General features: G+C 42.5%; 23 protein-coding genes and 1 riboswitch. Of the genes, 21 read left to right on the top strand and 2 right to left on the bottom strand.

What is annotated here, in order from left to right; all coding sequences use genetic code 11:
• Nucleotides 1–131: 131 nt before the first annotated feature.
• Nucleotides 132–695 carry a DUF6143 family protein gene (locus BUB11_RS18580; RefSeq protein ID WP_073031245.1) on the bottom strand — a complete coding sequence of 188 codons (564 nt, stop codon included), beginning with the start codon at nucleotides 693–695 and terminating at the stop codon, nucleotides 132–134.
• Between the two features lie 106 nt (nucleotides 696–801).
• On the opposite strand from BUB11_RS18580, the gene hypD reads away from it, so the two are divergent.
• From hypD to BUB11_RS18495, 18 genes are all read left to right on the top strand, one after another.
• A complete protein-coding gene (gene hypD / locus BUB11_RS18575) occupies nucleotides 802–3,159 on the top strand; it encodes a trans-4-hydroxy-L-proline dehydratase (RefSeq protein ID WP_073031244.1) in 2,358 nt (785 codons plus the stop codon).
• 21 nt (nucleotides 3,160–3,180) lie between these two features.
• Nucleotides 3,181–3,351 carry a hypothetical protein gene (locus BUB11_RS28050; RefSeq protein ID WP_207650048.1) on the top strand — a complete coding sequence of 57 codons (171 nt, stop codon included), beginning with the start codon at nucleotides 3,181–3,183 and terminating at the stop codon, nucleotides 3,349–3,351.
• 287 nt (nucleotides 3,352–3,638) lie between these two features.
• On the top strand, nucleotides 3,639–4,856 hold the full coding sequence (locus BUB11_RS18570; RefSeq protein ID WP_073031243.1) for a polysaccharide deacetylase family protein: 1,218 nt from the start codon (nucleotides 3,639–3,641) through the stop codon (nucleotides 4,854–4,856).
• Between the two features lie 100 nt (nucleotides 4,857–4,956).
• The gene (locus BUB11_RS18565) at nucleotides 4,957–5,655 is read left to right on the top strand and encodes a response regulator transcription factor (protein WP_073031242.1); all 699 of its coding nucleotides are present in this window, start codon (nucleotides 4,957–4,959) and stop codon (nucleotides 5,653–5,655) included.
• A 1-nt stretch (nucleotide 5,656) separates the two neighbouring features.
• Nucleotides 5,657–7,051 carry a sensor histidine kinase gene (locus BUB11_RS18560; protein WP_073031241.1) on the top strand — a complete coding sequence of 465 codons (1,395 nt, stop codon included), beginning with the start codon at nucleotides 5,657–5,659 and terminating at the stop codon, nucleotides 7,049–7,051.
• On the top strand, nucleotides 7,044–8,531 hold the full coding sequence (locus BUB11_RS18555) for a hypothetical protein (protein ID WP_073031240.1): 1,488 nt from the start codon (nucleotides 7,044–7,046) through the stop codon (nucleotides 8,529–8,531). Before BUB11_RS18560 ends, BUB11_RS18555 begins: the two co-directional genes overlap by 8 nt.
• Before the next feature lie 166 nt (nucleotides 8,532–8,697).
• Nucleotides 8,698–9,303 carry a hypothetical protein gene (locus BUB11_RS18550; protein WP_073031239.1) on the top strand — a complete coding sequence of 202 codons (606 nt, stop codon included), beginning with the start codon at nucleotides 8,698–8,700 and terminating at the stop codon, nucleotides 9,301–9,303.
• A gap of 94 nt (nucleotides 9,304–9,397) precedes the next feature.
• The gene (locus tag BUB11_RS18545; RefSeq protein ID WP_073031238.1) at nucleotides 9,398–10,462 is read left to right on the top strand and encodes a DUF2157 domain-containing protein; all 1,065 of its coding nucleotides are present in this window, start codon (nucleotides 9,398–9,400) and stop codon (nucleotides 10,460–10,462) included.
• Entirely contained in the window at nucleotides 10,459–10,962 is a 504-nt protein-coding gene (locus BUB11_RS18540; protein WP_073031237.1) for a GDYXXLXY domain-containing protein, read from the top strand. The genes BUB11_RS18545 and BUB11_RS18540 overlap by 4 nt, the downstream gene beginning before the upstream one ends.
• A gap of 264 nt (nucleotides 10,963–11,226) precedes the next feature.
• Nucleotides 11,227–11,775, top strand: a complete 549-nt coding sequence (locus BUB11_RS18535) for a helix-turn-helix domain-containing protein (protein WP_073031236.1) — start codon at nucleotides 11,227–11,229, stop codon at nucleotides 11,773–11,775.
• Nucleotides 11,776–11,873: 98 nt separating this feature from the next.
• Nucleotides 11,874–12,206 (top strand): cupin domain-containing protein, encoded by a 333-nt coding sequence (locus BUB11_RS18530; RefSeq protein WP_073031235.1) that lies wholly within the window; start codon nucleotides 11,874–11,876, stop codon nucleotides 12,204–12,206.
• Nucleotides 12,207–12,282: 76 nt separating this feature from the next.
• Nucleotides 12,283–13,377 carry a M24 family metallopeptidase gene (locus BUB11_RS18525; protein ID WP_073031234.1) on the top strand — a complete coding sequence of 365 codons (1,095 nt, stop codon included), beginning with the start codon at nucleotides 12,283–12,285 and terminating at the stop codon, nucleotides 13,375–13,377.
• 50 nt (nucleotides 13,378–13,427) lie between these two features.
• Entirely contained in the window at nucleotides 13,428–14,447 is a 1,020-nt protein-coding gene (locus tag BUB11_RS18520; protein WP_073031233.1) for an ABC transporter ATP-binding protein, read from the top strand.
• Nucleotides 14,440–15,405 carry an ABC transporter ATP-binding protein gene (locus BUB11_RS18515; protein WP_073031232.1) on the top strand — a complete coding sequence of 322 codons (966 nt, stop codon included), beginning with the start codon at nucleotides 14,440–14,442 and terminating at the stop codon, nucleotides 15,403–15,405. The genes BUB11_RS18520 and BUB11_RS18515 overlap by 8 nt, the downstream gene beginning before the upstream one ends.
• Before the next feature lie 100 nt (nucleotides 15,406–15,505).
• Nucleotides 15,506–17,113: an ABC transporter substrate-binding protein gene (locus tag BUB11_RS18510; RefSeq protein WP_073031231.1), complete on the top strand. Its 1,608-nt coding sequence runs from the start codon at nucleotides 15,506–15,508 to the stop codon at nucleotides 17,111–17,113.
• Nucleotides 17,114–17,287: 174 nt separating this feature from the next.
• Entirely contained in the window at nucleotides 17,288–18,307 is a 1,020-nt protein-coding gene (locus BUB11_RS18505; protein WP_143187653.1) for an ABC transporter permease, read from the top strand.
• Between the two features lies 1 nt (nucleotide 18,308).
• Nucleotides 18,309–19,145, top strand: coding sequence for an ABC transporter permease (locus BUB11_RS18500; protein ID WP_084110385.1), 837 nt, complete (start codon nucleotides 18,309–18,311; stop codon nucleotides 19,143–19,145).
• 196 nt (nucleotides 19,146–19,341) lie between these two features.
• A riboswitch (cyclic di-GMP riboswitch) is annotated at nucleotides 19,342–19,425 on the top strand.
• A gap of 62 nt (nucleotides 19,426–19,487) precedes the next feature.
• A complete protein-coding gene (locus BUB11_RS18495; protein WP_073031282.1) occupies nucleotides 19,488–20,567 on the top strand; it encodes an HD-GYP domain-containing protein in 1,080 nt (359 codons plus the stop codon).
• Nucleotides 20,568–20,712: 145 nt separating this feature from the next.
• On the opposite strand, the gene BUB11_RS18490 is transcribed toward BUB11_RS18495, so the two are convergent.
• Complete coding sequence (locus BUB11_RS18490) at nucleotides 20,713–21,852, bottom strand: acyl-CoA dehydrogenase family protein (protein WP_073031228.1); 1,140 nt, start codon at nucleotides 21,850–21,852, stop codon at nucleotides 20,713–20,715.
• Between the two features lie 414 nt (nucleotides 21,853–22,266).
• Here BUB11_RS18490 and BUB11_RS18485 point away from each other — a divergent pair, with 414 nt between their 5' ends.
• From BUB11_RS18485 to BUB11_RS28955, 3 genes are read left to right on the top strand one after another with little or no spacing between them, the layout of a single operon-like run.
• Nucleotides 22,267–23,418 carry a thiolase family protein gene (locus tag BUB11_RS18485; RefSeq protein WP_073031227.1) on the top strand — a complete coding sequence of 384 codons (1,152 nt, stop codon included), beginning with the start codon at nucleotides 22,267–22,269 and terminating at the stop codon, nucleotides 23,416–23,418.
• Nucleotides 23,419–23,454: 36 nt separating this feature from the next.
• Entirely contained in the window at nucleotides 23,455–24,222 is a 768-nt protein-coding gene (locus BUB11_RS18480; RefSeq protein WP_073031226.1) for a 3-hydroxyacyl-CoA dehydrogenase, read from the top strand.
• Nucleotides 24,173–24,376 (top strand): acyl-CoA dehydrogenase family protein, encoded by a 204-nt coding sequence (locus BUB11_RS28955; protein ID WP_345788587.1) that lies wholly within the window; start codon nucleotides 24,173–24,175, stop codon nucleotides 24,374–24,376. The genes BUB11_RS18480 and BUB11_RS28955 overlap by 50 nt, the downstream gene beginning before the upstream one ends.
• Nucleotides 24,377–24,469 lie beyond the last annotated feature (93 nt).

The raw sequence follows: 24,469 nt of genomic DNA, 5'->3' as shown, positions 1-24,469 counted from the left end.
TTCTCCAATGCAGATCATCTCAATGCCGGCGGAGGAACTTAGGAAAAGGGCAGAAAAAAACCCCCTTATCGAGGAGGTCTTGAGATCTTTAGCATATGGCAGAGTTGTTTCTTGCACGTTTTGAGAGTTGCTTAATGCGCTTTTATTTTTTCCTCCCACCAGCCAAAGGCAATTATTGCTGTAAATGAAACTGCTACCGCCCCAGGAGAGGTTAGAAAGAGAACCAAATTACCGCCTGGAGGGAAGATTAATTTTCCATCCTCTTCGCTGACAAGAGTACCACCTGGTGGAACTATCCTGTCGAAAACGTTAATTCCGCCAACCGGGACACCGTTGACGTTTTGATTAAATTGTAGCTGAACTTTCGGTATAGGAGGCGGAACCAGAGCTGTATTAGCAGGACTGATTTTTGTGGATTGAGTTCCTGTTCCAGGAGGATCTGTGTTAAACCACAATTGTGCTAAAAATGGTCTGTCCGTAAAATTTGAAATGGTATACACATTGGCAAACAGATTAACACCAGAACCGATGGGATTGACTAAAGATCCCCAGGCATTGGCAGTATTGCTGAGAATTAAGGATTCTGTTTGCCCGACAAAGTATTTGCCTTGAAGAGATTTAAACAATGGATTTGGAATATTCACTACTTCATCAAGTCTTTTAGGCATTAAAATTGATTCCAAAAAGTTGGGCATTACTCACACCTCTTTATAATACTTTACTATATTCTATGAGGCTTGGTTTATATTGTGCTGTAAAGCGAGGGTAAGGTAAATCTACAAGCAAGGAAGTGACCTAAGAATGAATAAACGAGTGACTATGCTCAGACAACGCAGTCTTGAGGCTGAAGCTTATATATCCGCAGAAAGAGCCGAGTTAATCACAGAATTCTATCGTTCGGCAGGAAATACCTCCGTTCCTGTCCAACGGGCTTTAGCGTTTAAATATATGTTGGAGCACAAGGAGATTTGCATTAATGAGGACGAATTGATCGTAGGAGAAAGAGGGCCGGCTCCTAAGGCTACTTATACATACCCAGAACTGTGTTGTCATAGTCTGAAGGATCTGGATATCCTGAATTCGCGTCCGAAAATATCGTTCAAAGTCAGTCAAGAAGTGCGTCAAGCTTATGAAGAACGAATCATCCCCTATTGGCAAGGCAATTCTATGCGGGATATGATTTTTGCGGAAATGCCCGAGGAATGGAAGACTTCTTATGATGCAGGCATCTTTACAGAGTTTATGGAGCAGAGAGCCCCTGGGCACACCGTACTCGATGATAAAATTTATCGCTTAGGTTTTCACGACTTTATCGCAAAGATCGATGCGTATTTGAACAAATTGGACTACTTTAACGATGCGGAAGCATACTACAAGCAAGAACAACTAAAAGCTATGCGGATCAGTGCAGAAGCCATCATTAGGTTTGCTGAACGTCACGCTGAAAAAGCTCAAGAACTAGCCCAAGTTGAAACAGACCATATACGCAAGGCAGAATTGGAGAGGATTGCCGAGGTTTGTTCTTATGTTCCAGCCCATGCCCCGCGGAATTTCTGGGAGGCTTTGCAAGCCTATTGGTTTGTGCATTTAGGGGTTATCACAGAACTTAATACCTGGGATGCCTTTAGTCCGGGACGACTGGATCAACATTTGTATCCCTTCTATAAAAAAGGTTTAGATGAGGGAACGCTGAATGAGGAACAGGCTAGAGAACTCCTTCAGTGTTTTTGGGTAAAGTTTAACAATCAACCAGCGCCTCCTAAAGTGGGGGTAACTGCTGCTGAAAGCGGGACGTATACAGATTTCGCGAATATCAACAGCGGCGGACTTAAGGCGGATGGCTCAGACGGGGTCAATGACGTCACTTACCTGGTTTTAGATGTAATTGATGAAATGCGCCTCTTACAGCCAAGCTCAAACATTCAGTTAAGCAAGAAAAACCCGGATCGTTTCTTGAAACGTGCGGCACGGATCATCCGCAAGGGCTGGGGTCAACCTTCAGTATTTAATGCGGATACGGTTGTCGAGGAGCTTCTGCGCCAGGGTAAACTGATCGAGGATGCCCGGCAAGGGGGAACGAGCGGCTGTGTGGAGACAGGGGCCTTTGGCAAGGAAAGTTATATTTTAACAGGGTATTTTAATCTGCCGAAAGTTTTTGAATTAGTCTTGCATAATGGGTTAGACCCCAAAACAGGCCGTCAACTGGGCTTGGAAACTGGAGATCCCAGGAGTTTTGAGTCTTTTAATGAGTTGTTTGAAGCTTTTAAGAAACAACTTCACTACTTTATGGATATTAAGGTTAAAGGGAGTAATATCATTGAACGTCTTTATGCAACCTATATGCCGTCTCCGTTTCTTTCTTTGCTAATTGATGACTGTATCGCTGAGGGTAAGGATTATAATGATGGTGGTGCTCGATATAACACTAACTATGTGCAAGGGGTTGGCCTTGGAAGTCTGACAGACACATTGTCTGGAGTAAAATACCATATATTTGAGCAGAAGAATCTTACCATAGATCAGTTGCTCGATGCGTTAAACGCCAATTTCTCGGGACATGAGGCGGTGCGTCAGTTGCTGATGAACAAGACCCCCCACTTTGGAAATGATCATGACTATGCTGACGAAGTAATGGTAGATATTTTTAATACTTACTATAGTGAAGTTAATGGCAGGCCTAATACCAAGGGCGGAGTTTATCGGATTAATATGTTGCCGACGACTTGCCACGTTTATTTTGGTTCCGTCATTGGTGCTTCTGCGGAAGGACGGAAAGCTTGGGAACCGCTTTCGGAAGGGATTTCTCCAGTTCAGGGAATGGACCTTTTGGGCCCAACTGCGGTCATTAAATCAGCTTCCAAACTCGATCATGCACGGACTGGAGGGACCTTGTTAAATCTGAAGTTTACGCCTCAAGTCTTAGAGGGAGAAGAGGGAATTGATAAATTGGCTCATTTGGTGCGCTCGTATTTCAAATTAGGGGGACACCATATTCAATTTAACGTGGTCAGTGCCAAGACCTTGCGAGCAGCCCAAGCTGAACCGGAAAAATATCGGGACCTAATCGTACGGGTGGCAGGGTATAGTGACTATTTCTGCGATCTAAGTGAGGCGTTGCAGGAGGAGATTATCACCCGGACGGAACATACAACCTTCTAGAATGGAACTGCTACGTTAATCGTGATATGTTTTACAATTTATAGAATTATCGTCGGAAAAGATGTTGGATTTAATGAAATATCATCAATTGCAATAGGGTTGATGATGTTTTTCCAAACTATTACTTGGGGGACTAAGAGAGAAAAAGATGGAATATTGCAGGAGGAGGAACTTGGAAAGAAAATTACGTAAAAGTGCTTAAAGAGATTACAATAGTACAAAAACATTGAACCTTGGCTATTAGAAAAATCTCCCGTGCGATCACAGATCACACGGGAGATTTCTATTGTAAAAGTAAGAGGAGATTTCGTTCAATGCAGCTCAACAGAAAATGAATATAGTTTATTCTTTAACCATTTTGTAACTATTATTAAGATCTCTGTAAAAAACAATTTAGTGATTAGGTGTATTGTAAAAGTATGGCGAAAGAGTGCTTTTTTTGAGACAGAGATAAAGTGTAGAGAGAGGAAGAGAGAACTATGTCCAAAATGAAAATCGCAGGTCTGGTTTTTATGGCGAGCTTTTTAAGTATTAGCGTTTTTTGGGTGGGGGTATTTCCTCGCTGGAGTATCGCTACTCAATCGATTGCTCGACTGCACGATTCGCCGAAGGTGGAAGAGGATTTAGCGCCTTTACCTAACAGTATGGCAGAGGTGAATGAAACGAGTGAAATTGACAGTAAGGAAGATCAATTGGCGACATCTCCAAATTCTGCACAGCTCGCTCAGGGGAAATATCCGGAAGAATCGTCCTTGTCCCAACCCGATCAAAGCAAGTTGCTAACAGAGAAGGCCCCATCTCAATCAGAGGCAATTAACACCCGGTTCGAAGATTCTCAGTCTTCAGATCAAAAACCTGAGTCGTTATCTGAGTTGTCATCAGGGACGTCAATGCAGGAACCCGTCCATTCTAATCCAAAACCAAATATAATCATCTCGGGCACAAAAGAAGATTTATCCCCGACTCCACTACCCGGGCCACCAGGCACGCCCATTCGACCATACTATGATGAGGCGGGCAACCCGCCAACAGCTCCGGGTTTAGCTATGCGCCAGCGTAAATTCCAGCCGGAAAATGAAAAAATGGCGTATTTGACCTTCGATGATGGTCCGTATCCCAGTACCACGCCAAAAATTCTTGATATATTGGACAAAGAAAAGGTCCGCGCCACCTTTTTTAATATCGGGCAACAGGTGGAGCTTTATCCGGATTTACTGAAGGCTGTGTATGAGCAGGATCATGTGATCGGCAACCATACATATTCTCATAACATGGCTGAGGTGTATAAGGGACCTGAGAATTTTCTGGATGACGTAAGGAAAGCAGAAGAGATCATTTATCAGACCATTGGTATACGCCCTCAAATAGTTCGTGCCCCTGGAGGGACGGTAGGTCATTTTAATATTGACTATTTTAATACAATAGACGCCGCAGGTTATTTAATGGAAGACTGGAATGTTGATCCGGGAGACACAAATCCTCGATTATTCTCTGAGGACCAGTTAATTAGGAATGTTGAAGAGCAGATTCAGGGTAAGACTCGAGTTGTTATCTTGTTACATGATCTAGTAGGTAAAAATTCAACGATAGATGCGTTACCAGAGATTATTGAGTTGTTAAGAAAACAAGGATTTTCGTTTGGGGTGTTAGGTCCCGATGTTTTGCCTATAGTATTTTCCGGAGGTTTGCAAAACTAAGACAATTCCTGCAAAAAAAATCCCCTTAGCTCTGCTAAATGGTTTAGAATAGAGGTACAGGGGTCAAAACCCTGCAATAACAGATACGCGGAGTGGTCAGATGAAGGATGTAAAAGTAAAAGTACTAGTTGTTGAAGATGAAGAGCCTATCCGACGCTTTATTACCCTTAACCTTAGTGCGGCAGGTTATTTAGTGGGTGATGCTGCGTCTGGAGAGGAAGCCCTGGAGATGCTGAAATCGTTTGTCCCTAAGGTAGTTGTGTTAGATCTTATGTTGCCGGGTATCAGCGGATTGGAAGTTTGTCAAAAAATCAGGGAGACTATGCAAGAAACATTCGTGATTATGCTTACCGCCAAGGGCCAAGACACCGATAAAATTCTTGGCTTGGAACTGGGCGCAGATGATTATATGGTAAAACCGTTTAACCCTTTAGAATTGATTGCTCGTGTAAAGGCTGTTTTGCGAAGAGGCAATGGGTGTAAAGACCCAAAAGAGGTTTATAGTTGCAGGGACTTATGCTTAAATGTTACTGCTAACAAATTATTCAAGAGTGATCAGGAGATTGATTTAACCCCAATCGAATTTGCTTTGATACAAGTATTTATGAAAAACCCTGGTAGGGCACTTAAGCGGGAAGAGATGCTGAATACTGTCTGGGGTGATGATTATTTTGGGGATACAAAAACATTGGATGTCCATATTAGGCGCTTGCGGGAAAAGATTGAGGATAATCCTTCGCAACCGGAATATATTAAAACGGTTTGGGGTTCCGGTTACCGATGGCAACAGGAACCTTAAAATGACAGGAATTCGAGCCAGGCTGACAGCCAATTTTATGATCATCATCATTATCACTGTGACGATTCTCGAAGTGCTTCTTATCTATACAGTACGCCAAAACTACTATGGAAGCTTGGAAGGAAGTCTCACTAACCAGATTAAGATATCTGCTGATTTGTATGCTAAGTATTTTTCTGACACCTCCCTTCAAGAAAATGTCTTATATAATGTAGACGCTTTCTGGAACCAAAGTAACGCTGAAGTGGAAATTGTGGATAAGGATGGCAGTATTGTAATGGATTCTCTGGGTGTGATTCCCACAGGGAATGCAGCAATAAACGATATCAAGGAAGCCTTAGACGGAAACACTGGGAAATGGATTGGGAGATTAAATGGACAAAAAGTAATGGCTGTGGCCTACCCATTAAAGGCAAACAATGAAGTAGTGGGGGCCTTGCGCTTTATAACCTCCTTAAGCGCTGTTGATAAAGATATTCAAAACACGGCCTATATCTTTATCTCAATTGGTTTGGCAGTAGTTTTTATCGCCGGGATGATCAGTGTTTTTTTAGCCAATACAATTATCGTGCCTTTAAAAGAAGTTACAAAAGCAGCTCAAGAAATGGCTTCTGGCAATTTTCAAGCTCGCAGTAAGAAAACAAATGAAGATGAGATCGGTAAGCTCTCAGATACTTTAAATTATATGGCGGATGAGATTGTGAAAAAGGAACAGCTTAAGAATGATTTTATCTCATCGGTTTCCCATGAACTGCGCACACCCCTAACGTCAATCATGGGCTGGGCAATTACTTTACAGAACGAACAATTCCAACAAAAGGATATGTTAGCAGATGGTCTGGGGATTATTGCCAAGGAAAGTGAACGACTAACTTTGATGGTTGAAGAACTGCTGGATTTTTCCAAGTTTGTCTCCAGCCGAGTGAAATTGCAAAAGGCTGAGGTTAATTTAGCCTCGCTTATCGAGCACATCCAAAAACAATTAACTCCAAGGGCAGTGCGGGAAAATATCAACTTCACAGTTCAATGCCCTAAAGATTTACCGAATTTTTTCACTGATGCCAATAGGCTAAAACAGTTGTTTATAAACGTTTTAGATAATGCCTTTAATTTCACGACTGCAGGCGGACTAGTTAGTTTTGATATAGAGATGCAAAAAAAGGAATTGTTATTCACTATTTCGGATACTGGGTGTGGAATAGCCGTTGATGAACTCCCCATGGTCAAAGAGAAATTTTATAAGGGAAAAACTTCTCGCTCCCAAAATGGAATAGGGCTGTCAATATGCGAAGAAATTGTGAACCTAATGGGTGGTAAGTTAGAGATCACAAGTGTACTTAATCAAGGGACAAAGGTATTTATCACCCTGCCTAAAGGGGAGAGTTTCTATGCATAGAGCGTTTAGTGTGTTGATTATAAGCCTTTCCCTCCTCTTGCTCGGCGGTTGCGCCAACCTTTCTTGGACAACAGCGGGCAAGATTATTCCACCTGTACATGATCTTTGCCCATTGGAAGGTCAATGGCAAGTGATTCAGGAGATGCAACCCAACGGGAATTCCGGAGCAGATAATTCGAGTTGGGAAGGTAAGATTCAATTTACGGCGGAAGTTGCCATGCTCGGTGAGTATGTTTGGAGCAAACCGATGTTTAAGATAAAAAAAGTAAACTCTTCAAACTATCTAATGACTAAATATTTAAGTTTACCCAATACTTTAATGCCAGACAGTAAAGAAGTTGAAGTCATCACTGTATCCTCAGAGGAGAATTTTCTAGGCGAATTTATGAGAATCGATGAAGCAAAGCTCATAGCTTTTGTTCAAAATAAAGTGTTATATCTCGAGAAGGTCTCTGATCAAGCAGACAGTTCTTTAGCGTCGGCTAACCTTAATGACTTCAAAACCAACGAACATAGTAATTCTGGAGCATCCGGTGTTTTGGTGGGTCTAAAAATACCAAAGGGATCGGATGTTAACGATAATGCTGATAATTTTAGCTTCACGTACCAGACTTTATGGCTGGCCATAGATAATAAGAAACTGCATCCGGTTTTAAAAGGTGACAATATCTTTTTCCCGCGCACCAGTGGCTTTTGGGAGTTGCAGATACGCCAACTTAAGGAAGGATCATACATTCAGGATATATATTCCGCTCATGATGTTTCTACTAAAGTGCAGGAACCGCAACAGAGGACCATGACAATTAGCCGAGGGGAAGTTAAGACAGGAGCTGGTCAAAAGATCATTGATTATGTTGGTAATGACTTTGTTGCTGTGGAGACCGACCAGGGTGAAAATCGTTTACAGGTCCTGCCGGTGGATAAAATCTCTGCTTCAGAGGGGATTAAGCTGTCTGACCTGTTAGGAAACAACGGGTTGGTTGCTTTTAGCAACGCCAGGGCTCAGGCACTTCGGTCTTTAAACAACAATATTAATATTACCTCCATAGATAATGACGGCTATGAGCAAAATTTTGGTCTGATCCGTAAAAATGGACATTGGTATCTTAGAGGCAGAATAAATTACGATTTTCAAGATGCGAGCGATCCCAGCTATATGGATTTTAATGTTAATTTAGTTCCCCCGGCCAAATTAATTTTCTATGATACGTTGTGTCTTAGCTGGCAATACATTAAGGATCGCGTTCCGGATGCAGTGGATGCCTTCACCTCTCCTAATCAAGATATGGCTCTTGTCATAACCAAGACCAAACTTCAGGTTTACTCAATCAGGGCAGGTCAATTGGGAAGTGAACCATTGGCAAAAATAGATCTGCAGACCGGAACATCTGTCATTATGGCTGAGTGGGCTACAGGATCTTATGTTGATAATTGGGAAAAAGCGTTTCTCGCCAACGGTGCAGATGCAGTAGTTAAGTGAAAAGGGAATCTTTATTAGAGAATAAATATAATTGTAAAATAATTATTAATAGAGTATAATATTAAATAGGAAATATTCTAGAAACATACCGGGTCATGATTGTAAATAGTATATAGTATATATCAGTAATACTTAGGTATTGGAGAGAAAGTAGGTCATAAAGTTGATGAGAGAAGTTCTTTCATCCCCTACGGATTACTACTGTGAATCATTAGCACCAATTGATGAGCAGATTTGTGTACTCCTTTCCAAACGGAAAGTGCTTTCAGAGAATAACCCGGGAATCCCGAGCCTTGAATTGATTACAGCCTGGTGTGAGCAGTACAAACTTAATGAAGATAAGACATGGAGTATCTTTGCAAGTATGTGCAATGATTCCAATTTCTTGCCACAGGCACAAATCGAGCCAGCGGAATTCCTCAGATTTGTACCCATCATGAAAAGCGTAGAATTAGACAACATTTTTTACGCAGTGACCTATATGAGACAATATAAGAATGCCAGTGTAGTGTCCATAGAAGTGGAATTGAACAGTACGGAAGAAGATATCAGACTTGAACATGCCGGATTTGAACTGTATATCTCCCCAAACTATCAATGTCGGTCTACTAGAGGAGGAGGGGGTGACAAAGGGATACAGCATTCCTTTGTGGTAACTCCTTCTCTTCCGGATGATTTAACTGGAGTTGAATTCAGACTGACCATAAGACCATACAGTGACTATGAGAAGAGGAAAATAGCGCTAGCGAAATCACCGATAACCATTAAATAGAGAATTTCTGTCAGCGCGCTTCAGTTTCTAATAGGAGGCATTGGGAAAGAGTTAACTTGCTCGGTCTTTAGTCAAATAAAAGGAGGGGAACTGGTTGAAACGACAAATAACTAAAGCGAACTTCTCCTTAGTCAGCAAAGAACTGAACTACTTTGAAAGCTCCGGTCTTATCACGGGAGAGCAAAAGACTGGAATATTGGAAACATACGAAATTAAGGGTGGTCTGAACTTTATTCAGGTTGTTGTTACGATTGGCGCTATTCTTGTAGGTCTTGGGGTTTTAAGCTTTATAGCTAGCAACTGGGATGGGATTAGTCATTTTATTAAGCTGCTTATTATCTTTGGCGCATTCGGCGGAGTAAACCTTGCAGGATATATGCTGACGGAAAATAATCCGAGGACAGGTCGGAGTTTAATCTATTTAGGGACTCTGGTTTATGGAGCAGGGATTTTTCTCATTGGACAGATGTACAATTTTGGAGGAGACTTTCCCACAGCATTTCTGCTCTGGTCCATAGGTGTGCTTCCGTTGGCATTTCAGCTTAAGGATAAGTATTTAATGCTTTTTGCTAATTGCCTGTTTGGAGTCTACCTTTTAGGCTCCTTTGATCAAGGGTTTCCTTATGCAGGGTGGGCCGGGGTTCCCATCACATACCTTGCTTTTAACTACTTCAATAAATCAAGGCTCCTCTTGTTTTTCGCTAACCTAACAAGTTTGAGCTTTATCTTTCAAATCGCTTTAAGATATGAAGCTGAGGGATTATATGTCGCTTTGCTCTTTTTCTTCATAGGACTTGTTATGTATGGAGCAAAGCATAACTTTGAGCAGGACATTTTTCGAGTTCAGGGTAACATCCTGTTTGGGGTGACCGGTGTGATTTTGACCTTCCCCGATATATGGGATGTCTTGGTCAATGTTCAATCCACACGTTTGGTGAGTATCCTCTTTGCACTTGCTTTTGTCGCTGTTCTATTTTTCCTAATCAGAAAGGGCAACCTCATAAGTCTAATCTTTGTTTGTATAACTATCTTCCGATATTACACGGATACCATTGCGTTTTTACCTAAATCCCTGTTCTTTATTGTAGGGGGACTGCTCTTATTAGCCTTTGGTTTTTACTTCGAACGCATGAAAACAAAAGGGGGGACATTGGCATGACTAAGAAAAAATCCTTCTTTCTTGCCATGGCGATTCCTTTGCTCATTCTCCTAGCTATGACCATCAAACCACAAGCAACCCTTATCTTTGGAAAAGAGGTCGTTCTCGAAACGAAGGCTTATGACCCGACAGATCTTTTCAGGGGAGACTATGTCGCCATCAATTTTGCAATTTCAGATGTGCCAAAGTCTAAAGTTTCCCTGTCCATAGACGAAGTATACAATAAGAACCTTTATGTCAGCCTTAAACAAGAGGGCAAGTATTATGTCGTCGATCAAGTCAGCGAAACGAAACCTAAGCAAGGGCTCTATCTAAAAGGAAAGTTCCAAAATTCATTTAATGAAACTAATACCTATCGTGTAGACTACAGCTTGGACAAATATTTCGTTGAACAAGGCAGCGGTAAGGAGCTCGAACAGGAATCTTTCCAGGGAGGTCTTGTGGGAACGGTTAAAGTCCTTGGCGGGTATGGAGTTCTGACGGGAATCACACCACGTTAGGGAGTAACTAGTTAACTAAAAGTGAATAATAACAATAAAAAAAGCAAACTGTATCAGTGCGATACAGTTTGCTTTTTTTGAAGAAAGGATGGCTCGGTGCTAGCAAAGTTGCATAAAGAGAATTTTGGTTTTTATAGTGAACCTGGATACCAATATCTTACATAAGTAAAATACTGTATTATTGTCGCAAAAGTCTGGACTTTTTAGTCCTACTATAATATATTTCATATAACTATAATCGATAAAAGGAATTAGAGGTATTTCATGGAAAATATATACGAACGAATTCGGAGTCTTCGTGTCAGCATGAACATGACGCTTAAAGAATTGAGTGAAAAAACTGGGTTATCTATCAGTTTCCTTTCCCAGGTAGAACGGGGTAACAGCTCCTTGGCTATCACTTCTCTTCAAAAGATTGCTGACGTATTTAATGTTTCGATGTCCTCCTTTTTTGAAAGCACAGTAAGCAACAGTTTTTTCACCCCAGTTGTTGATCGTAAGCCTTTTCAAATTGAGAGATCCAATTCGGTATTTACACGCTTGGGAGGTGACTTTTCAGGAAAGGTATTGGAACCGATTCACATAGTATTAGCGCCGCGGCAAGGGCAGGATGTTGTGTTTAATCATCCGGGTGAGGAGTTCTACTATATATTAAAGGGCAAGGTCTTAATGATGGTCGGGGACAAAGAATATGAAATGAACGAGGGGGACACGATTCATTTTCCCTCTATGTTAGATCATACCTGGCATAACATGACAGATGAACCAGTCCACATGATAGCAGTACTTACCCCAATTATATTTCATGAATAATTTCATTTCTGAATTTATCTCTTTCCCTCAGTCTAAGAGAATCCTATTGTCAAAATAACTCCAGCTCAAAAGGAAGAAGATAAGGAGAAAATCACTTAATGAAAATTGTAACAAACAAAGATGTTAAAGCAGCAAATCGTTGTGATGTGATCATGAAAACCCTTTTTGGGGAGGATGCAGTAAAGGATGCCAAAGTGACTATGGGGACAGTGGTGTTTCCCCCGGGAGCAAGAGTTCCGGCAGAAGGAGCCGGAGTTCATACTGAACATGAATACTCGTTTATAATGAGCGGATCAATTCTAACCATGAGTGGAGGAACAGAATGTCGAATATCCGCAGGTCAAGCATCTATAATTCCTGCAGGTGAAGAACACTGGGCCTTTAACGATGGAACAGAGAATTGCGAAATAATTTGGTTTTTGGTGAAATAGTTAATATTATCATTTAGATTATGGAAATTCGAAGTCTGGGAAAATGCCTAAGACTCACAAGGAGGATATTGAATCTATGGTTGGATATATTGCGAGAATCAAGAAAATCCAAGCAATAATGAGAGAGCAAAGCACGGAGTATCTGGTATTGGCCCCTTCCTCTAATTTGTTTTATCTCACCGGATTAAAGACCGTAGCAGATGAGAGACTGCAGGCCTTTTTGGTGCCTGCAGAGGGCAAGCCAGTTATGATTCTGCCTGAGATGTATCGGGAAGTGGCAGAAAATCTTGGACAGAATAGTTTTGAATTACTAACCTGGGCTGATGGGAGCGACCCAGTGGATTTATTACTTCCGTTGATCAACAAGCATTCAGCAATAGCGGCGATCGACGAAAGAATGTGGGCAGGACATTTTTTAAGTGTAAGAAAGGCCTTTACAGGGTACGAGTTTATTGGTGCTTCAGCCTTGATGCGGCAAGTTCGAATGATAAAAGACCAAAATGAGATGAATCTTTTAGAAAAGGCCGGAGGATTAACAGATAAGGTTATGGGAGAAGTGCTTATGGTGATTCAACCAGGTATTTCTGAAAAGGAATTGGCTTTTTTTGTGGAAAGTAAACTCAAGGAATATGGAGCTGAGGAGATTTCCTTCAAACCTATTATAGCCTCAGGACCTAACACCTCCTCGCCTCACCACAATACGGGTGAAAGAAAGTTAATGCTTGGTGATTTGGTTGTATTAGATTTCGGAGGACTCTTTCAAGGGTATTGTTCTGACATGACTCGAACCTTTTCTTTGGGTAAAGCATCTGAGGACGTCAAGAAGATATACAATGCCGTAAGAGAGGGAAATGAAGCTGGATTCCAAGCAGTTCAAGAAGGGATTTCTTGTGAAAAAGTGGATGAGGCCGCCCGTAAAGCCATTTCCCGAGCGGGATATGGACAGCATTTTGTCCATCGGACAGGTCACGGTATAGGGCTGGATATCCATGAAGATCCATTTATAGTTTTGGGTAACCAAGAAACTTTGAAGACTGGAATGACCTTCAGTATTGAACCAGGTATATATTTACCGGGGCAATATGGGGTTCGCATTGAAGATATTGTCGGACTATCTGAAAAAGGGCCGGTTCGTTTTAATAATTTTTCCCGGGAATTAATTGAGGTCTAAATCCTCTTGTTCTAAACTGATAAATTTTATGAATGATTGTGAGACATGCAATGAGTGATGATTTATTAGATAAGGATTTACTTAGAATAAGCAACCTTAATGTTCAATTCAGGACCTCCGAAGGAGTTTTTAAGGCTGTTCGAGATGTGAGTATATCAATACGTTCCGGGGAGACGCTCGGCATTGTGGGGGAAAGCGGCAGTGGTAAAAGTGTTACTGCGCTCTCAATTATGAACTTGATTCCTAATCCCCCTGGAGAAATTAAGGGAGACATCTTTTTTAATGGTCAAAATCTCAGGGAAATGTCCCCGGAAGAAGTACGAAAGGTTCGAGGCAATGAAATATCGATGATCTTTCAGGAGCCAATGACCTCCTTAAATCCGATTCACACTTGTGGCAAACAAATCATGGAACCTCTTTTGTTACATAAAGGCTTCACCAAACATGAGGCAAAAGCACGTTCTTTAGAACTCTTAAAGATGGTTGGCATTCCGCTTCCGGAGCAAAGATTCAAGGAGTATCCACATCAATTATCCGGTGGAATGCGGCAGAGGATTATGATTGCCATGGCCTTAGCTTGTCGTCCTAAACTGCTTTTGGCTGATGAACCGACAACAGCTCTGGATGTGACAATTCAGGCGCAGATATTAGAACTAATGAAGAATCTGCGCAACGAAATAGACTCTGCTATTATCATGATTACCCATGATTTGGGGATAATTACTGAAATGTGTCATTCCGTGGCAGTCATGTATGCCGGACAGGTAGTCGAGTCCGGTCCGCTTAAAGAATTAATAAGAGAGCCGTTGCACCCTTACACGGAAGGACTGTTAAGGTCAATTCCTACAATAACCAAAGAAAAGCAACGCTTGTATACGATTGATGGCACGGTTCCCAGCCCCTTTAACATGCCTCCAGGTTGCAGCTTCCAACCTCGGTGTAAATACTCAAACCCTATTTGTTCCGAGCAGACTCCGGATTTGATCCATGTCTCAGAAGAACGTGCTGTCAGATGCTGGCGACATGCGGAAAATATAGGCATAGGCAATAGGAGTGTGTTACATGGATGACAGTGTGCTTGTTCAGGTACAAAACCTTAAAATGTATTTTCAAACGGAAGGGAGCTTTTCGTTTTCAAAAAAGTACATTAAAGCTGTGGATGATGTCTCCTTTAATCTTTTTAAAGGAGAAACCTTTGGTCTGGTAGGTGAGTCAGGATGTGGCAAAAGTACACTGGGGCGCACTGTGCTCGGACTCTATAAGCCCAATGCCGGGAAGGTGATTTTTGAGGGGGAGAATATATTTTCCCTCAAAAACAAGAGAATGAAGGAAATGCGCAAAAAAATGCAGCTTATTTTTCAGGATCCCAGCGCCTCTTTAAACCCTCGAAAGACGATTGCGGATATTTTAAATGAACCTTTTCACATTCATCAAGTTGGAACGATGACCGAGCGTAAAGGGAAAATTAAGGATTTAATGGATCGAGTGGGCCTTTCTGAGTACCATTTGAGTCGTTATCCCCATGAAATGTCGGGAGGGCAAAAGCAACGGGTCGGTATTGCTCGTGCCCTGGCCTTGAATCCTAAGCTGATCATCTGCGATGAGCCAGTTTCTGCTTTAGATGTTTCGATTCAGGCGCAGGTCATTAATTTATTGGAAGACCTGCAAAAAGAGTATGATTTGACCTACTTATTTATCTCCCATAACTTAAGCGTGGTACATCATATCTGTAACCGTGTCGGTGTAATGTACTTGGGAAAACTTGTGGAAACCGGCAATCATGAGGATATTTATCGCAACACTCTTCATCCTTATGCCAAGGCCTTGATTTCAGCTATTCCTCATACTGATCCGGATAACCCAAAAGACCGGATCCTGCTTAGAGGGGACGTGCCGAGTCCTGCTAATCCTCCGTCCGGGTGCCGCTTTCATACTAGATGCCCAGAGAGGACAGACCTATGCAGTCATGCGGAACCTCAACTAAAGGAGGTGTTTCCGGGGCATTTTGCAGCTTGTCATCTGTGTTGAACAGTTGCGGAGAAGGAGGGATATTTGGGACTAGTACTTAGAGTTATGATACTTGGGCTGAGAGTAAAACCGAAATCTATTTTGAAGGGAGAAAGAAATTGTGAGAAAGAACTATAAAATTCTGCTGGCATTACTGACGGTTGTGTTACTCTTTGCGGCAGGGTGTGGCGGCAGTAAGGATGCCGGTACTAAGCCGGAAGCCGCGGATGGTACTAAACAGTTAATTATGGCGCTTGATCCGGATTATGAGACATTTGACCCGGGTCTAGCTTATGAGGCTTATGCCTTATTGGTCTTGCATCCGGTTTATGATACCTTGATGCAGTTCGAAGATAATCTGGATGCGCCAATTTACGGTATAGCTGAGAGTCATGAGCTCAGTAAGGATGGACTTAGTTATGCCTTTAAGCTTCGCAAGGGAATAAAATTTGCTAGCGGTAATGCACTTACCTCTCAGGATGTTAAATGGAGTGTCGAGCGGTCCATGAACTTAAAAGGGAATGGTTCCTTTTTGGCAGATGGTATCAAATCAATTGAAACACCTGACTCGGATACCGTTGTTTTTAACCTGAAAGGGCAAGATGCTTCTTTCTTGACCAAGCTTACCTATAATGCCTTTGGTGTTATTGACAGTAAAGTGGCAATGGAGAATGGGGCAACCAATGCAGTTGATGCAAATACTGCGGATAAGGCCAAATTGTGGTTTGATACACACTCTGCAGGATCCGGTCCTTATATGATTGAATCCTATACTCCTAAAGTGGAAGTAGTTTTAGCTCGTAATAAAAATTATTGGGGTAAAGCTCCCTACTACGACAAAGTGGTTTTAAAAGCAATCTCTGATCCTGGAACCCAATTGATGATGCTGGAAAAAGGGGATATTGACATAGCGTTCAACTTAGGACCAGAACATGTTAAACAAATCCAAGATAAGCCGGGCATTGAAATAAAGAAGGCTCAATCAATGACGCTGACCTTTTTGTTGATGAACCGTGATCCTAAAATTGGCGGACCTATTGCTAATCCGAATGTTCAGAAGGCAATTCGTTTAGTTTTAGACTATCAAGGGATGCAGACAATTGCCGGGGAAGGGTCCATCACACCTGTTGCACCTTTTCAAGTGGGATTCTTAGGTACTTTGCCTCCACGTGATCCCAAAACTGCCCAAAATATCGAAAAGGCTAAAGAGTTAATGAAAAAAGCCGGTTATGAGAAAGGTTTTAAGACCACCCTTGAAGTAGCCACCTTGGCTGTTGAAGGTATGGACTTGCCAACACTTGCTCAAAAGGTTCAAAACGATCTGCTCCAAATCGGCATTGAAACCGAAATTAAAACTTCGGATATCATGGTTGCGCTGGATCCCTATCGAAAAGGCACTCAAGCTCTGTCCCTTTGGTATTGGGGGCCGGACTATCCTGATCCGAATACCCAATTAGCATTTTTGCCCGGCAATCCTGTGGGTCTTCGTGCCAATTGGACGGCTGATATGAATCCTGAATTAGCAGAGTTGGGTAAAAAAGCTGCTGTTGAAGTTGACAAAGCTACTCGGGTAAAGAACCTCGAAGAAATTCAAAAGATGATGGATGAAGACAGTGCGTTTGATGTCTTATTACAGCATGCTCGTCATTACGCTACACGAGATAACATTCAAGGTACAGACTATATTGATCTTTATAAAATCGATCTCAAAGATGTTTCTGCGAAATAGAAAGCAAAATGGGCAGATGATACTATCTGCCCTCCATCGGAGGCTCTGAGCTTGAATAACGGGTAAGTGAGTCTTGGTCAATGGATAAATGCAATTTACGTCACAAGACATGTTTGGTGCGAATGCGTTAGCGAGTTTTCTTTTATCCAAATGGCCGAAAGGAGGTGGATGACGTTGGGACTTCTAAAATATACAGCCAGAAGATTGGTATTCTTAGCGTTCCTTGTTATTGGAGTTTCGTTAGTAGTCTTTGTTATTTCCCACTCTGTGCCCAGTGACCCTGTTTTGGCCAATCTAAGCCAGAGGAATATCGATAACCAGGAGATGGTAGATTCTTTTAAAGCTAAGTGGGGCTTGGATAAACCCATGTACACGCAATACTTTATTTATGTTGGTAATTTAGTTAAAGGAGATATGGGCACCTCTATCAGAACCCAGCGACCTGTGATGGATGACCTAAAAAAATACTTTCCGGCAACGATTGAGTTAGCAATCTTTTCGATAATAATTGCGGTTTTTTTTGGCATGCTCTTCGGTATAATTTCTGCCATCAAACGTAACAGCGCCATTGATCAGATAATAAGGGGAATCTCTGTTGTGGGGGTATCTGTGCCTAGTTTCTGGTTGGGACTGATGTTTTTGTTGCTTTTCTATGTAAATTTGGGGATAGCGCCTGGGCCAGGGAGAATAAGTCCTTATTTGGCACCGCCGGCAGCTGTAACCAATTTATACGTTATTGATGCCCTATTGGCAGGTGATTGGAGCCTTGCAGTGGATGCACTGCAACATTTGCTTTTACCGGGTCTCGTGTTAGGTTCTTTTACCATGGGTTTGATCACCCGTACTACTCGCTCAAGTTTATTAGAAGTAATGTCGTTGGATTTCATCCGTACCGCAAGGGCGAAAGGTTTGACCGAAAAAATGATTATTATGCGTCATGCCTTGGGAAATGCCTTGATCCCCGTCGTGACTGTTATTGGCATAGGATTCGGTAACCTTTTGGGTGGAATGGTTTTAGTAGAAACAATATTTGCTTGGCCTGGGATAGGGCAATATGCCTATAAGGCAGCTGGAAATTTAGATTTTCCTGCTATCATCGGGGTTTCCATCTTGATTTCCATTAACTATGTTGTTATTAATCTAATAGTTGACCTTCTATATGGAATTCTTGACCCCAGAGTGAGGTATAATTAATATGTTGTTGCGAATCATGAAAAACAACTTGTTATTCTCGATCGGAATAATTGTCTGTGCCCTGTGGATTCTGATTGCTATAGTTACAGTACTTGTTCCGTCAATTACCCCTTATAGTTATTTAGCACAAGACTTAGCAAACCGCTTTCAAGCGCCAAGCAGTGCACATTGGTTTGGTACTGACAGCATTGGGCGAGATGTTTTCAGCAGGGCGCTTGTAGGCAGCCGGATTTCGCTTATCGCCGGACTAATTACCATTGCTTTAGCGTCTTTAATGGGAATGATTTATGGCGGCATTGCGGGCTATATTGGTGGTCTAACCGATGAAATCATGATGCGAGTCTCAGAAATGGTAATGGCTTTCCCTGGGATTATCTTAGCTATGACCATTGCCGCAGCCTTAGGTCCAAGTCTTCACAATACCTTACTGGCTATGGTAATTATTTGGTGGCCCAACTATGCTCGAGTTATGCGCAGTATGGTAATTGCCAACAAAGAGAATGAATATGTGGAAGCGGCCAAATCCCTGGGCGCCTCCCATTTTAGAATATTCTTCAATGAAATTATGCCTAATAGCCTTGGACCAGTGTTGGTCTTGGCTACGCTGGATTTTGGCAATGCGATTCTTCTTTTCTCAGGATTGAGCTTTTTAGGTCTAGGCTCTCCTCCGCCGACACCGGAATGGGGTGCAATGGTGGCAGATGGTGTTTTGAATTTTAACTATTGGTGGATTGGTACCTTTCCTGGCTTGGCTATTCTCACCATGTCAGTAGGCACTAACTTTATTGGTGACAGTTTGAGAGACTTTCTTGATCCTAGGCTGAGAAAGGAGATTTAAATCCCCCTCTCACTGGCAGAAGAGTGTAACATTAGTGATTAAATTTGTCAATGTTACACTCTTTTCTTCATAAGCAGAAATAGCACTTAAAAGGGGAAAATTGAGAGAAATTTCTAGAATCGTATATTATTTGGGCATAGTGTATGATATATTAGGTATAATGACCTGATGGGTATAACAATTTAAAATAGTAATTCTGCGATAATGGCAAACTCAGTGAGAACTGAGGACGCAAAGCTACGGGTCTTACATGTAATGTGAAGATAGCCGGGTTATCGAATAGATAGGATGTTTTCGCTGAATAATTATTCGGCGTCTTTTGTTTTAGGAGGGAATTTAGTTTTGATAACTCATTTAGAACTTTTATCAACTGCCGCATTTAAAATTGGCGAATTCTCGACACTTGACTTGTTTGATAAACAGGGAATCCTTTTGTTATCCAAAGGAAAGCCGATCACTTCAAACATTCAAGAACTTCTTCAAGGACGTCAGATTTACACCTTAAAATATGAGCTGGATAAATCTCAAGCTCCTAAAACACACAAATTCTCTGAATCAAAATACCAAGACATTGTAGGCTATGTCCGAGAAGTTTTTGAGGATACCTGTCTTTTTAGCGTTGATCGCTTACAAAAGACTTTTTCCGTGGTTGATAAGATTATCCACGAATTAGAAGGAACAAACCAAGTTTATCTGGATTTAAACAAATTTCGAAAATTTGATAACTACACTTACGTTCACTCTGTGAATGTAGCGGTTTTAGCGACTCTGATCGGACTACAAATGAGTTTTACGGGACAAAGACTAAGAGATTTAACACTAGGGGCTTTGTTGCATGATATTGGCAAACGCGCCATACCCTCTAAGATTCTTAATAAGCCTTCAAATTTAACGGATGACGAATTGGGAATCATAAAAAAGCATCCGGTGCATGGTGAGGAAATGCTTAAAAGTACTGATATATCCGGTAAGGTGCTCTCAATTATCCGCCATCATCATGAACGCTGGAACGGCAAAGGTTACCCGGATGGTCTTCGACAAAGCTCAATTGCGATAAACGCTCAAATAGTTGCTGTTTCAGATGTCTTTGATGCTCTTGTGAGTGATCGACCCTATCGAAAAGGTTTACCCCCGTATCACGCTCTGGAATTAATTATCGCTGGATCAAGTGAAGAATTCAATGAGGGAATTGTTCAAAATTTCCTTCAATGTTTAGTACTCTATCCGCAAGGGTCAATCGTTACTTTAAATACAGGGGAAGTTGGCAAAGTAATTGGAGTTCAGAAGGATTACCCGAGCCGACCATTAATCAGAATTTTATTCGACAAATACGGGAATTATCTACAGGATGATCAGATATGTGATTTATCCCTTGATTTGACGAAGTTTGTCAAGTCCATTGATTTTAGGTCTGTACCATAGAATATCATATCAAGAGTATAAGGCGTTGCCTGGTTTTTATAGGGATTATTATGCAAAATTATAAGTGAGGCTAATGTGTAATTCACAATAGCCTCACTTGTGATTTTTTTTGGACTTCTCTGTTGCTACTAGATGGTTTAGCTTACTAAAATAGACGCTTAGCGATGGTTATCTTCTCAATTTCTTTAGCCCCTTCATAAATCTCCAAAATCTTGGCATCGCGATAAAAGCGTTGGATGTCATACTCATCGATATAGCCATATCCGCCGTGCATTTGTAAAGCTTTGTCTGTCACCCAGACCGCTGTTTCTCCGGCGTAAAATTTAGCCATAGCATTAAGAGAGGGATCTAACTGGCCGTTGTCGGCCTTCCAGGCTGCCTTGTAGATTATGTTGCGAGCTAATTCTATACGGGTCGCCATCTCGGCCAATTGGAACTGAATGGCTTGGTTGGCGGCTAAGGGAACGCCAAAGGTTTTGCGCTCTTGAACGTATTTGAGAGCCAAATCTAATGCTCCTTGGGCTAAACCAAGTCCTTGTGAGGCTACCATAATTCGAGTTTGATCAAAGAAATGCATGAGTTGGTGGAAGCCATTGCCTTCTTTGCCAACAAGATTTTTTTGAGGTACTCTTACATCTTCGAAGGTGATTTCTGCCGTATCCGAGGCTCGAATACCCATCTTGCCGTGGATTTTCATTCTGGTGATTCCGGGACTGTTTGCATCAACGATAATTAAGCTGTGCCGTTGTGTTTTTTTAGGGGACTCTGGGTTGGTCACGCATAGTGCGACCATATAGTCACAGATTGTGCCGTTTGTGATAAATGTCTTACTTCCATTGATAACATAGTCTGAACCATCTTTGGCAGCTCGAGTCGTTGTTCCGGCTACATCGCTTCCGGCGTTTGGCTCAGTATAAGCCCCGGCAAAGATTGCTTTGCCTGCAGGCAGTAAGGGAAGATAGGTTTTCTTTTGTTCTTCACTGCCATAGTTAATGATATTCTCAGCACCAAAGGTTGCAGCGACGGCGGCTAAGCCGAGACCCAAATCTATTCGGGACAGTTGCTCGGTAATTAAGGCAGTTTCCATCCAACCAGCACCAGGGCCTCCATATTCCTCAGGAATGGCTATTCCGACCAGTCCTGCTTCGCAGGCCTTTTGCCAGATTTCACGAGGGTATTTTTCCTGCCGATCACACTCTTGGGCGAAAGGGGGGAATTCTTTGAGTGCAAATTTGTAGGCTAGGCTCTGAAAGGCTTTTTGTTCTTCTGATAACTCGAAATCCAAAATAGTTCCTCCTTCTTTTTAAAAAACGGGGTATCATTAAATTCCCGCTTTTGTATCCTTCTGGTTTGAAGATAGGTTGCTGGGCTTAACAATTATATTTGCAATTTCAATGCCAGTCTCAAGAGGTGTATTTTCAAGGTTCCTAGATATAAAAGCAGATATTGTGTGTGCATTGTGTTGTCAACTGTCCGTCATCAAGGACAATAATGACAAGAATGAGAGGGAAGTTTTTTGGTTTCTTTATAGGAGACGCAGCGGGGAAGCGGCCTAAACCAAGTGGCATAGGATTTGCAATTAAAGAAAAAAGCAGATATGTATAAATTATTATCCGAATATTATGAATAATATAGGGATAATTCTCTGCGCCTAGGGCTTTGATCAAAAACTTTAAGACGAGAAAGAGTGGTTAAAACAATGAGAGAAGCCGTAATAGTACAATCGGTAAGAACCCCTGTAGGAAAGAAAAAGGGATCACTAAGCGGTCTTCGTTCTGAGGATTTAGCGGGACTAGTTTTGAGAGAAGTGGTCAAACGGGCGGGAGTTGACCCAGCCGTGATCGAGGATGTTCTGATGGGTTGCGTTTCCCAAGTGGGAGAGCAGGCGTTCTGTATAGGAAGGCAGGCAGCCTTGATTGCGGATTATCCGCAGCATGTCCCTGGGCTGACGATTGATCGTCAGTGCGGATCCAGCCAGCAGGCCGTCCATTTTGCTGCTCAGGCGATTTTAGCCGGAGACATGGATGTCATCGTGGCGGCGGGCATAGAAAACATGTCCCGGATTCCAATGGGTTCAACCTTTAAGGGGACAGAGCTTTCGAAAGAACTAACCTCCCGTTATGAGATCATTAATCAGGGACTCTCGGCTGAGAGAATCGCCGAAAAGTGGAGCCTAAGCCGTCAACAGATGGATGAATTCTCCCTGGAAAGCCATAAAAAGGCACATAGAGCGCAGGAAGAAGGACGCTTCGAGCGGGAGATAATGCCTGTCAGCGTGGTCCTTCCGGAGGGCAGCCAGGGGATTATGAAAATTGACGAGGGTCCCAGACGAGACACAAGTTTAGAGAAACTCTCAGGTTTAAAAGCTCCCTTTATGGAGAATGGCCAAGTTACTGCCGGTAATACAAGCCAGATTTCAGATGGAGCAGCTGCAATGCTCATCATGTCTCGGGAGAAGGCAGAAGAGCTGGGGCTTAAGCCCCGCTTCCGTATTGTGGCCAGGAGTGTTATAGGTTCAGATCCAACGCTAATGCTTACGGGTCCCATTCCTGCTACAGCTAAGGTGTTAGCCAAAGCAGGTCTGAGCCTTGCTGACATTGATATCTTTGAGGTGAATGAAGCATTTGCTGCAGTACCGTTAGCTTGGCTAATAGAGACGGGCGCCGATCCCAAGAAGCTTAATCCTAACGGTGGAGCTATTGCCCTTGGTCATCCTCTTGGTGCCAGTGGGGCTCGCTTGATGACCACTATGATGTATGAACTAGAACGAACTGGCGGTCGTTATGGATTGCAAACTATGTGCGAGGGACATGGCATGGCTAATGCGACAATTATTGAGCGATTAGATTGAGCGAACAAATAGATATAGAGAAAGGAGAAATTTAAAATGGACTTGAAAAAGGTGGTAGCGTTCATTACGGGAGGGGCCTCAGGTTTGGGTGAAGCGACTGTAAGGCGGATAGTAAATGATGGAGGTAAGGCAATGATTCTCGATCTGGCTGTGGATCGAGGAGAGAAGTTGGCTGCTGAATTAGGTGGCAGTGCCCTGTTTCACGAGACCAACGTTTGCAGTGGGGAGAGTGTACAAGCGGCTCTGGAACATGCAGTAAAGAAATTTGGATTGGTGAATACAGTTGTGAATTGCGCTGGGATTGGGGTAGCGGAAAAGGTCTTTGGCAAGAAAGGGATTCATTCCCTAGAGAATTTTTCTAAAGTCATTCAAGTGAATCTTATAGGTACTTTTAACGTCATACGCCTAGCTGCGGCACATATGGCGGGCAATGAGCCCAATGTAGGGGATGAGCGAGGCGTAATTATTAGCACTGCTTCAGTGGCTGCCTATGAAGGGCAAATTGGGCAGGCAGCCTACAGTGCTTCTAAAGCAGGGATTGTTGGAATGACTCTGCCAATTGCTCGAGAAATGGCGACTCATGGTATTCGCGTGATGACGATTGCCCCGGGTCTCTTTGAAACGCCGATGTTTGATTCCTTGCCAGAGGAGGCTCGCAAGTCACTGGGAGCTATGACTCCATTTCCTTCTCGCTTAGGATATCCGGAGGAATTTGCCCTTTTAGTGAAGAGTATCGTAGAGAATCCAATGCTCAATGGTAGTGCGATTCGCTTGGATGGAGCAATCCGAATGCAACCCAGGTAAACGGCGGTTGTTTTCAGGAAGCCTTTACGGGGGGGAGGGCTATATGGAAGAGTATCCCATTGCCCGACTTTACCGAGATGTGCGGGTGCACACGATCTATGCCGGCACGTCTGAGGTTATGAAACTGATAATTGCCAGAAAGCTGGGGTTGTGAGGTGGAGGGAGATTTGGATAGATGTATCAGCTTTTGCATGGTGTGAGGATTTTGGATTTAACTCGACTTCTGCCTGACGAGAGAGGTTTTACA

This window comes from Desulfosporosinus lacus DSM 15449, from assembly GCF_900129935.1.
GTDB lineage: Bacteria > Bacillota > Desulfitobacteriia > Desulfitobacteriales > Desulfitobacteriaceae > Desulfosporosinus > Desulfosporosinus lacus.
The sequence above is the reverse complement of the archived record's forward strand: the minus strand, read 5'-3'. Positions and strand labels throughout refer to the sequence as shown.

Bases quoted from the DNA above. Each gene is read 5' to 3' on its own strand.
- BUB11_RS28955 (WP_345788587.1), top strand. From the start codon at position 24,173: ATGGTAGTGCGATTCGCTTGGATGGAGCAATCCGAATGCAACCCAGGT.
- BUB11_RS18530 (WP_073031235.1), top strand. From the start codon at position 11,874: ATGAAAATTGTAACAAACAAAGATGTTAAAGCAGCAAATCGTTGTGAT.
- BUB11_RS18480 (WP_073031226.1), top strand. From the start codon at position 23,455: ATGGACTTGAAAAAGGTGGTAGCGTTCATTACGGGAGGGGCCTCAGGT.
- BUB11_RS18570 (WP_073031243.1), top strand. From the start codon at position 3,639: ATGTCCAAAATGAAAATCGCAGGTCTGGTTTTTATGGCGAGCTTTTTA.
- BUB11_RS18535 (WP_073031236.1), top strand. From the start codon at position 11,227: ATGGAAAATATATACGAACGAATTCGGAGTCTTCGTGTCAGCATGAAC.
- BUB11_RS18580 (WP_073031245.1), bottom strand. From the start codon at position 695: ATGCCCAACTTTTTGGAATCAATTTTAATGCCTAAAAGACTTGATGAA.
- BUB11_RS18560 (WP_073031241.1), top strand. From the start codon at position 5,657: ATGACAGGAATTCGAGCCAGGCTGACAGCCAATTTTATGATCATCATC.
- BUB11_RS18565 (WP_073031242.1), top strand. From the start codon at position 4,957: ATGAAGGATGTAAAAGTAAAAGTACTAGTTGTTGAAGATGAAGAGCCT.
- BUB11_RS18540 (WP_073031237.1), top strand. From the start codon at position 10,459: ATGACTAAGAAAAAATCCTTCTTTCTTGCCATGGCGATTCCTTTGCTC.
- BUB11_RS18525 (WP_073031234.1), top strand. From the start codon at position 12,283: ATGGTTGGATATATTGCGAGAATCAAGAAAATCCAAGCAATAATGAGA.
- BUB11_RS18500 (WP_084110385.1), top strand. From the start codon at position 18,309: ATGTTGTTGCGAATCATGAAAAACAACTTGTTATTCTCGATCGGAATA.
- BUB11_RS18520 (WP_073031233.1), top strand. From the start codon at position 13,428: ATGAGTGATGATTTATTAGATAAGGATTTACTTAGAATAAGCAACCTT.
- BUB11_RS18485 (WP_073031227.1), top strand. From the start codon at position 22,267: ATGAGAGAAGCCGTAATAGTACAATCGGTAAGAACCCCTGTAGGAAAG.
- BUB11_RS18555 (WP_073031240.1), top strand. From the start codon at position 7,044: ATGCATAGAGCGTTTAGTGTGTTGATTATAAGCCTTTCCCTCCTCTTG.
- BUB11_RS18515 (WP_073031232.1), top strand. From the start codon at position 14,440: ATGGATGACAGTGTGCTTGTTCAGGTACAAAACCTTAAAATGTATTTT.
- hypD (WP_073031244.1), top strand. From the start codon at position 802: ATGAATAAACGAGTGACTATGCTCAGACAACGCAGTCTTGAGGCTGAA.
- BUB11_RS18550 (WP_073031239.1), top strand. From the start codon at position 8,698: ATGAGAGAAGTTCTTTCATCCCCTACGGATTACTACTGTGAATCATTA.